General features: G+C 68.8%; 1 protein-coding gene. It reads left to right on the forward strand.

What is annotated here, in order from left to right:
- Window positions 1-1,566: IS1182 family transposase (locus tag EKD05_RS25435; protein ID WP_129678439.1), on the forward strand; the 1,566-nt coding region annotated here is incomplete at both ends.

The raw sequence follows: 1,566 nt of genomic DNA on the forward strand, positions 1-1,566 counted from the left end.
CCGATGCCAGAAGATCTGGCACGACTCGGTGAACTGCTCCTGCCTGCGGAGAGTCCCTACCGTCTGATTGGCGAGCGGCTCTACGCCCGCTACGCGAACGCGGACTTTCTTGATTTGTATCATGTGGAGGGCAAGCCAGCCTTGCCCCCAGTCGACCTGTTGTTCGTGCTGGCCTTCCAGGCCATGGAAGACCTCTCTGACCGCGCCGCAGCGGACGCCCTGCGCCTGCGCCTGGACTGGAAGTACGCGCTCCATCTGCCCCTGGATGCGCAAGGCTTCAACTTTAGTGTGCTGAGCGACTTTCGCGAGCGCCTCGTGCGTCATGCGGCCAGCGCCCGCCTCTTCGACCGCCTGCTTGATGACCTGCGCGACCTCGGCGTGCTCAAGCGTCGCGGGCGCCAACGTACCGATAGCCTGGCGATCCACACGCGCGCCCGCCACCTCAATCGGCTGGAACTGGTGATGGAAACGCTGCGGCTGGCGGTGCAGGCGCTGATCGCGGCCGACCCTGCCTGGAGTCGTGCGACCATCCCACCAACCTGGGCCGAGACCTACGGCCAGCGGGCGGTGGCCGAACGCCTCAGCGATGCTGATCGCACCCGCTTGCAGCGCGACACCGGGCGCGATGGGCAGTGGCTGCTGCATCGCTTGGCCGAGCCGACCACCCCGGACGGGCTGGATCGCCTGCCGGAGGTGGCCATGCTGCGCACAGTCTGGACGCAGCAGTATGAGCAGCGCGACGACACGGTGGTCTTCCGCGAGCTGCGCGGCTATGATGGCACGACTCAGATCCAGACGCCCCACGACCCGGAGGCGCGGTGGAGCAAGAAGCGCGACCAGTCCTGGGTCGGCGACAAGCTGCAGGTCAGCGAGACCGATGACGCGGACATGCCCCACCTGATTACCGACATCGCGCTGACCAGCAGCGTGGAGAGTGATACGACGGCCCTGGCCGGGATTGCCGAGCGCCAGGAGGCGCGGGACGTGCTGCCCGCCGAACGGTTCGTGGATCAGGGCTACGTGAGCGGGGGCACGCTGGAGGCAGCCGCCCAGCACGACGAAGACCTGATCGGCCCAGCCTCGACCGCCGACCCCTCGCCCCAGGCGCGCATGGACGACGGGATCACCCAGGCACAGTTCCAACTCGACCTGGAGGCGCGGGTCGCCACCTGCCCGGCGGGGGCCACGGCGCAGGGGCGGACGGCGAAGGATGGGACGATCCGCTTTCGCTTTGATGACGACCGCTGTGGCGGGTGTGCGCTGCGCCCGCGCTGTTGTACGGGGAAGGGCGGGCGGCGGCTGACGACCAGTCCAGGGCATGCGGCGCTGGTCGCGGCCCGCGCACGGCAACAGACCGAGGCGTTCAAGGTCGCCTACCGCGCCCATCGCGGCGGGGTGGAAGGCTGCTTGTCGGCGTTGGTGCGCGGCCACGGCATCCGGGTCAATCGGTACATCGGACGGGCGAAGAACCATCTGCGGGCGCTGTTTGTTGGTGTTGGGGTGAATCTGCGCCGTACGGCCCGCTGGCTGGCGGGCGTGCGCCCACCACCACCCCGGAACCGCCTG

Source organism: Candidatus Chloroploca sp. Khr17, assembly GCF_004138165.1.
Classification (GTDB): domain Bacteria; phylum Chloroflexota; class Chloroflexia; order Chloroflexales; family Chloroflexaceae; genus Chloroploca.